The sequence below is a fragment of the Shewanella sp. SR1 genome (assembly GCF_020447145.1).
In the GTDB taxonomy this organism is placed as follows: Bacteria; Pseudomonadota; Gammaproteobacteria; order Enterobacterales; family Shewanellaceae; genus Shewanella; species Shewanella baltica.
Genome location: NZ_JAJAEF010000049.1, coordinates 1 through 7723 on the forward strand (window position 1 = coordinate 1; position 7723 = coordinate 7723).

Below are 7723 nucleotides of genomic sequence, written 5' to 3' on the forward strand. Positions count from 1 at the left end.
TAAAACTGCTGTTTTTTTGCCCAAGACGGGAAAATCGGTGCGGAAAAAGTAGAGGAAGAAACTTCGGTGAATTTAAACCGCAGCGTACTGACTTAATCGCAGGTTCCCTAGGCATCGATGCAGCGTTGGCGGCCTCACAACTCGCAATCCACTGCGGGTCCATTTCTCCGACCAAATGTCCCATAGACATATTGTTGACTGACCAACTACCATCATGGCTGAGGTTGTAGTTGTAGTCATTATCGTGATCAAGCCCCATATACAACCCCACTTCCATGGTAAAGCTGTATTGCTGATCTGCGGCAACCGAGATATCCATCATGGGCAACTCGCCATCCTGTACCGATAGCGCATGAATACCTTGCCCATCTTCTACATAGCAACCATTATTGCCATCACCTTGTACCACCGTCATGTAGACATCATGGTAGTTACCCACCGGTACGTTAAGACTTTCAACAACGTTAATACTATCGCTGCCCTGATAATTCATCAGGTTAAAACTCATGTCTCCAAGTGAATAACGATGTTCGACACCACTGGCATTCGTCATTACCAATTCGGCTAAATTTGCCCAACGCGCCAAAAATGTAAAGTTAGCTTTAAGCTCTAAAATTCATCACTTGAATTCTCGTTCTCCGTCAACGCTTGTTGCCAATATTCTGGTTCAGCATATCGAGCAACCAATGCATCGATATCTATTTTTGAGGTTGATGGACTAAACTCAAAATTGCCATACATATTAATGTGCTGCCATGCAACGGGCGAAATACTGTGAAGCTGAGCTAGTGCATTTTGATCTCCTACTGTTTGCTTTTGTTCATAGACACGAGATAGCAGCACGGTGTTGTAGTAAATGACCGCGTTGGTGATGAGCCGAGAGCATTCATTCCAAATTTGTTGCTCCTCTTCCGTTTTTACTCTGAATTTTCCACCGTTAACAAATGCAACTGCTCGCCTGAGACGATGATAGGCTTCACCACGATTTAATGCTTTTTGTACACATTGACGTAAGCCCACATCGTCGACAAAGTCGAGAATGTATAGCGTTCGGCATATGTTTTCCAACTCCCATAATGCTTTCTTGGTCTGATTCTGACGCGAATAGCTCGAGAGTTTGCGAACAATCGTGGCTTGAGTAACATCTTTTTGGGCTAGTGATGCCATGATACGTTGAATATTGGGCCATTCACGTTCAATCAATTCATCGTTGGTTTTTCGGGCAGGCTTTATTAGCCAGTCACCACACTCATTGGGATGTTGTGAGCCGACTAACGTATCCATTTTCTTATGCAAATCACGATAACGAGGTGCAAAATGATATCCAAATGCATGCAAAATCCAAAAATTAACCTGATTGGTGCCATGGGTGTCAGTGGAATGCCGTTCTGGCTTTATATCAGAGGTATTGTTATGCAATAAATCGAAAACGTAATGGCTTTCATGTTCGTGAGTCCCAATAATCTTTGCATTTATAGGAACATGATTTGCAACCAACGTGTAGGCGCTGACACCTTTCTGTAAACCAAAATACTTAGGAGAATATCGAGCGTTAAGGGTGTTTATTTGCGTTTCCATCCGCTGGCCATCGCTACTTGAATGAAGTGTGTCCTGAATATCATAGAGATGAAATGCGGGTAGCTGGCTGGTTGCATTACTAATCGCATCATTAGCCGCTCGCAACGTCTCCAAGCGTAGATAATTTCTAGACGTTCCCGCCATTGATGCTGAGCTAAGACCTGAAACTTCAGCCATTTTTGCTAACCCCATGTTTGTTCCCATCGCAACAATACAGGCGAAAATTTCACGAGGATCAGCTTCATGCTTTACATAACGATCTAATACATGGGTAAATGCATTTAAAAATCCAGTATTACCCGCAACAAACCACAGTAGATCCGCAATACCAATTCCTGGTAACTGGCTGTAAAAATCGCTATTAACGGATTCATCACTGCTCGGATAAAGCAGCTTCCAACGACGCTTTTCGGCAGCCCCAATGACTTTAATATGTTTGTTGACCCCATCAGAAATATGTTGGTTAATCGCACTATAACGTGCTGCTAGCATAGTATGAAATACAGCCAGAGTATCTTGGATAGGGACCAATAAAATGGGTGCACTAATATCTTGCAATACTCGTTCTTTATCCTGCCATCTAAGATCGCTTATTAAGTCATCTTCAAAGCGGCGAAATTCATTACTATGTTTAACGTACACATCACCCGCTTCCAGTGAGTTGCGTAGTAGGCGATAGACCAAAAACTCATAGCGATCTACATCTAGCGTTTTAAATGTTTTACCCTCTTTACTAAACAAATATCGGCGTAAACCTTTAGGAATAATCTCAGTCGGAAATGCATTAGGGTCAGTTTGCCTTGGTGATTTTTCTGTGCGCAACAAGTTTTGTAAAAACCCGATAGCTTCAAGCAAAGGAGAGTCTTCTACACGTCCGGCAAAATCCAGATCAGTAAAAAGTTGCCTTAAGTTACGTTTGAATGTGGCGGATAATTTTGTGTAATGTGACCATTCAAATGCCGTTTTGTCGAAAGCAATATTGCGTAAGTAATCAGCAACTAATGGGAATCTCTCTTGTTCAAGCAATGCATAGGCTTTTTCTTTAATAACGGAAAAAGGTGTGTCATCGGTGATGGTGTCATCCGTAAACAGGCTCAATACATGACCCGCAGCCTGTAAATTTTTCGCTGCATTGGTAACCGCATTATTCATTGCTTCTTCAGCGGCACGCTTGGCCTGTTTCTCATATTGATCGACCCAATAGAGCAATGCTTCAATTAAGTTGTCATTAATTTGCTGAAACCGATGAAAAGCAAAAAACAGCAGATATAACTGAGCCGTCTCTTTTTTCATGCGTTGAAGTTTATAAGTGGTATAAAACTTAACCATAGAAGCATAATACTTGCCGCTTTCATTGGAGATCCCCGCTGTTATGAGGAACTGCTTGGCAAACTCATGTAGAGGCTGGAAAAACTGCCTCCGTGCTACTTCGTGTCGCAATTCTTTATAACTAAAATCTTTAGCTTCATGTTTTAATGCGCTGACGCGAAACAATCCTGATTCTGCCCGAAGCAAAGCCGCTAATTGCTGATCGATGAGTGAAGTCATGCAAGTGCTAAGTAATCGAGCAATACGGGTGCGTTCATAAGCCACCACTCTACCAATCATCTCTTGCATATACCGGTAACGGGGCATGACAATACGGTGTAATGCTAAGTATTGAGTTAATTCACGAAAGATAAAGATAGGTTGTGTCGATAACATCGCAACCCGCTGTGCTTTATCTTCCAAATCAACTTTTACCTCATTATCACATTGCTTATACTGGAATAAATCAAGAATTGCTCGTTGTTGTTCTGCTCTAATCGGTCTCGAGGGACTTTTCAGTCTTGAAAGCGTTTTGGTGGGAAAGTACAGTGCGGTAATGTAATCCAAGTCATTCAATACTGATGATTCTTGTTCATAACTGAAAAACTGCCGTTTGGCTTTGAAATAGCCCAGTTGCAATACTAAATGGGCTGCCACAGAAAACGTTCGGGTATTGTCAAATAGCTCTCGCTCTTTAGCACTTAAGTCAAAATATAATCGACGATCATCATCTGAAAAATGAGGTAATCCAAACAGTTCATCTATTTCATCGGTTGACAAAATAGATAGCCGCCGAGCGTCATTTTTCATGGATAACCTCTTATTTCACTACATCAGATTGTTTCCCGCTCCGCGAGATGAGTAAGTGGAACCATACTTTTATGTAAGATCCCAAATACAACGAATTGATGCTCATGTTGGATGTAATAGATGACGTGACTTGAATAAGGAAAACTAAACACATTCATGCGTACCTCGGGTCTATTTTTCCCAAGGGTGGGTGTTTCAGCCAGCAGCTGAATCGTTTGTTTAAGTCCGGATAAATAGGTTTTTGACTGAGTAGCACCCCATTGGGCTAACGTAAAGCGGTGAATGCCTATCAGATCAGACTGTGCATCAGGAGTTAAATGATAAGTTACTGCCATTAGTCATACTGCCCTGCAACCAGCTCATCAAAAAAGGTATTACCGTCAATCAAATTACCCGTTTGGATGTCGGACATGGCTTTCACTGCTTTAGATTGTAGCAAGTGTAATTTTAGCGCCTCGATACTTTGGTATTCATCAGCAGAAATCACAACGGCTACAGGCTTGCCATTTTTATTAATTTGGATTGGGGATTGTTGGGCTTTGAGCAACAAATCTCCAAAGTGAATTTTTGCTTCATTGGCTGAAAGAGTGTTCATTTATCACCTTTAAACGAATCGTTCGATTCGCTCAACATACATCAAGTGGACGATAAAAGTCAAAAAAGCACTATGTCAAAATGTATACTATTTGATAGCTCTGGTTATTACCTATCAAAACTACTATCATAAGTGTATTATCAAAACCTTTAAAGAGATATGGTAATTTATGTCCAAAGTTGGTTATGCTCGAGTGAGTTCCACGGGTCAAAGTTTAGAAGTGCAACTAGGCAAGTTACATCGAGCTGAGTGCAATAAGATATATCAAGAAAAACGCAGTGGAAGGACGGCTGAACGGTCTGAATTTCAATCTTGCATGAGTTATTTACGTGAAGGGGATACCCTAGTGGTAACCCGACTCGATCGTCTTGCTCGCTCTGTCGTCCACTTAGCCCAGATTGCTTCGCGTTTTCAAAATGAAGGCATTGATTTGCTCGTTATCGATCAGAATATTGATACGAGCACTTCGACAGGGAGACTCATGTTCAATATGTTGGCTGCTATTGCTGAGTTTGAAAATGACTTGCGGACAGAGAGACAGGCCGAAGGTATCGCAAAAGCCCATGAAAATGGGGTTAAATTTGGTAGACCCGTAAAACTCACGGACACCTTAAAACAAGCGATTTATGATAAAAGAGCTGAGGGGGCCACCATTGGGCAGCTTGCCAAGGAGTATCACCTTGGAGAAGCCTCAATTTATCGGGCAATAAATTCAGTCAAACAATCAAAGAACTTAAACCATACTTGCTAAAGTTTGCTTTTCGATAAGTGAGATAACCAATTTGATGGTTAACAAAGGTGGTCTAAGCTCATGAGCCCTACACATGTAAAGAGCTTAACACCAGACAGAAAAATGAGGCCGTTTTACCGCTTATAAAGCATTCAAACTAAAAATATTAAATATGAAACAGCAATATTAAGGACATCTATGTATGACATCGCTTAAAGATAGAATCATTCTAGTCAGGCCTCGTGTTTACATCGGTGAAAATATCTCTATCGGCCCTGGGAAAATTGACCTGTTACGGCAAGTTGGGAATATGCATTCTATTTCTGGGGCGGCACGTGCTTCAGGTATTCCATACAAAAGAGCTTGGCTATTGATTGATACACTTAATCAGGGTTTTGGTAAGCCCGTAGTAGAAACCGCTACAGGGGGCAAAAGAGGTGGAGGGGCTGAACTCACTCCACTTGGGCGGCAACTTGTTGATGACTACGATGCATTAGAAAAAAGCCTTAACAAGAGTAGCAAGGCAGAACTTGCGGCACTGTGTTCGCTTGCGGAGTTTTCGTGAAGTGATATAGATCAATAAATGTTCGATTGGATGGTGTATATTCCGTTATGTCAAAAATGACATAAAGAAAGTGTTCTCAGAAACTATTCAATTAGAGATGCATTTATGAAATTGATTCAAATAGCCTTATTATCCTTTACATTAGTACTGCCTCTGTTCGCGCATGCAGAGAAAGTCACTATAGCCGCGGCTGCCGATCTAAAGTTTGCCATGAATGAGATCGTCACCTCTTTCCAAGAGCTGCACCCCGCAGATCAAATTGAAGTTAACTACGGTTCATCTGGAAGGTTTCATACTCAAATCCTACAAGGTGCGCCCTACGATCTTTATTTTTCTGCCGACATAGCCTTTCCGCGTGAACTAGCTAAAGCTGGTTTTGCCAGCTCAGAGGTCAAGCCTTATGCCCTAGGCCGTATCGTGTTGTGGAGTTCAAGCTTAGATGCCAGTAAGATGACACTAGAAAGCCTAATTGATCCAAAGATAACACGCATCGCCATCGCTAACCCCAAACACGCTCCCTACGGTAAACGTGCAGAGGAGGCCTTACGTTCCTCTGGCCTATGGGACAAGATCGAGTCAAAGCTAGTATATGGCGAGAACATCGCCCAAACTGCGCAGTTCGTACAAACGGGTAATGCGCAGGCTGGCATTATCGCCTTGGCATTGGCTGTCAATCCCAAGTTGCGAAGCCAAGGAGCTTACTGGTTGATCCCCGACACACTGCATGAACCTCTAGAACAAGGTTTTGTCATTACTAAACGGGCTGAGAAAAACCAAATAGCCAAGCAATTTGCCGACTATATGACTAGCAAGTCAGCACGGGCAGTGATGACTAAATACGGCTTCGTTCTACCAGACGAAGTTGTTGGTCAGTAGGAGCTATGAGCATCCTTGACCGTAATAGCCAAAGCTTCATCGCAGGTTCGTTAATCGGCACCTTAGGTGGTTTGATCGGCCTCGGTGGGGCAGAGTTTCGCCTACCAGTATTGGTTGGCATATTCCGCTTCGGTACATTGGAAGCCATTATCCTCAACAAAGCCATGAGTCTAGTTGTCGTCGCAGCAGCACTGGGGGGTCGTGGAGGAATAATTGCACCGGGTACACTGTTCGAGCATCTCGATGTTGTATTAAACTTGCTCGTAGGCAGTTTATTTGGAGCTTGGTGGGCGGCAGGTCGTGCTATCAGGCTCCCTTTACAATTGCTAAATCACATCATTTTAGTTTTACTAATCGGCCTCGCTACGCTCATGCTTTGGGAAGCATGGAGTGGAGTGCATAATGGAACCTCTCCGTTGTTCGAACCTGGGGCTATACGCTGGATAGCAGGGCTATTCGCTGGCATAGGTATTGGCATGGTTGCAGCCCTACTGGGAGTAGCGGGGGGAGAACTGCTGATCCCTACCATCGTTCTCCTATACGGACTAGATATTAAACTCGCGGGCAGTTTATCGTTGATGGTCAGCCTACCGACTATGATCGTTGGTTTTACACGTTACACACATGCCGATGCCTTTAAGGTACTTGGTGAAGAAAAAATGTTCATAGGTTGGATGGTTGCAGGCTCAATCCTCGGAGCAGCGATAGGCGGCTTATTGCTGGGACTGGTTCCAACCCAATGGTTGTTGGGCTTATTAGGCGTCATTTTGCTGATTTCAGCCATCAAGACATTTCAGCACACGCATTGAGAAATACTGAACATGCTAGCTTATAGTGATCTGCAAGCGTTGTCGGTATTGTCAGCGCTTTGGCAGTAAGTCTTAAACGCGTCTTAGCGCGTGATGTGAGTTTAACAGGGCATCCGCTGAGAAGTAGTCCCCCCTGAATGGCCAAGTCGATGTTGTTGGTGAGTATGGATCTCTAGCTCTCATGATTGTGAAGGTTAGCAAAATATTATTGTTAGTACATTTAATGTGTATCTTAAATTAACTAAATCAATGACATTTTTATCTCATGTTGAGACAATAAATACCCGTTTGCACTAAAACAATCAGAATTTACATTTTTGGCGCGTTGGGCAAATTTGGCCAGTGTTGATCCGCAATGGTGAGGCGTTGCAAACCGCTTCGAAAATATCGGCAATGATTCTGGACAAGACTGGGACCATCACTTTGGGGACTCCCAAGGTTACAGATGTGTT

The 7723-nt window shown here is 43.0% G+C and carries 8 protein-coding genes; 4 read left to right on the top strand and 4 right to left on the bottom strand.

All coding sequences use genetic code 11. The features are described 5' to 3' along the window. The 4 genes from KV201_RS22135 to KV201_RS22150 form a co-directional block, all read right to left on the bottom strand. On the bottom strand, positions 1-553 hold a 553-nt coding region (locus KV201_RS22135; protein WP_226060617.1), incomplete at its 3' end, for a DUF4382 domain-containing protein. 56 nt (positions 554-609) lie between these two features. Continuing rightward, a complete protein-coding gene (locus KV201_RS22140; protein ID WP_226060619.1) occupies positions 610-3696 on the bottom strand; it encodes a Tn3 family transposase in 3087 nt (1028 codons plus the stop codon). A gap of 23 nt (positions 3697-3719) precedes the next feature. Then, positions 3720-4031 (bottom strand): type II toxin-antitoxin system RelE/ParE family toxin, encoded by a 312-nt coding sequence (locus KV201_RS22145; protein WP_011074407.1) that lies wholly within the window; start codon positions 4029-4031, stop codon positions 3720-3722. Then, on the bottom strand, positions 4031-4291 hold the full coding sequence (locus KV201_RS22150) for a type II toxin-antitoxin system Phd/YefM family antitoxin (protein ID WP_226060621.1): 261 nt from the start codon (positions 4289-4291) through the stop codon (positions 4031-4033). Before KV201_RS22150 ends, KV201_RS22145 begins: the two co-directional genes overlap by 1 nt. A gap of 169 nt (positions 4292-4460) precedes the next feature. Between KV201_RS22150 and KV201_RS22155 the strand changes: the two genes are divergently transcribed. From KV201_RS22155 to KV201_RS22170, 4 genes are all read left to right on the top strand, one after another. Continuing rightward, on the top strand, positions 4461-5042 hold the full coding sequence (locus KV201_RS22155) for a recombinase family protein (RefSeq protein ID WP_226060623.1): 582 nt from the start codon (positions 4461-4463) through the stop codon (positions 5040-5042). 181 nt (positions 5043-5223) lie between these two features. Further along, the gene (locus KV201_RS22160; protein WP_226060624.1) at positions 5224-5586 is read left to right on the top strand and encodes a winged helix-turn-helix domain-containing protein; all 363 of its coding nucleotides are present in this window, start codon (positions 5224-5226) and stop codon (positions 5584-5586) included. A 105-nt stretch (positions 5587-5691) separates the two neighbouring features. After that, positions 5692-6462 carry a molybdate ABC transporter substrate-binding protein gene (modA, locus tag KV201_RS22165; protein ID WP_226060626.1) on the top strand — a complete coding sequence of 257 codons (771 nt, stop codon included), beginning with the start codon at positions 5692-5694 and terminating at the stop codon, positions 6460-6462. Positions 6463-6467: 5 nt separating this feature from the next. Continuing rightward, positions 6468-7271, top strand: coding sequence for a sulfite exporter TauE/SafE family protein (locus KV201_RS22170; RefSeq protein ID WP_226060628.1), 804 nt, complete (start codon positions 6468-6470; stop codon positions 7269-7271). Positions 7272-7723 lie beyond the last annotated feature (452 nt).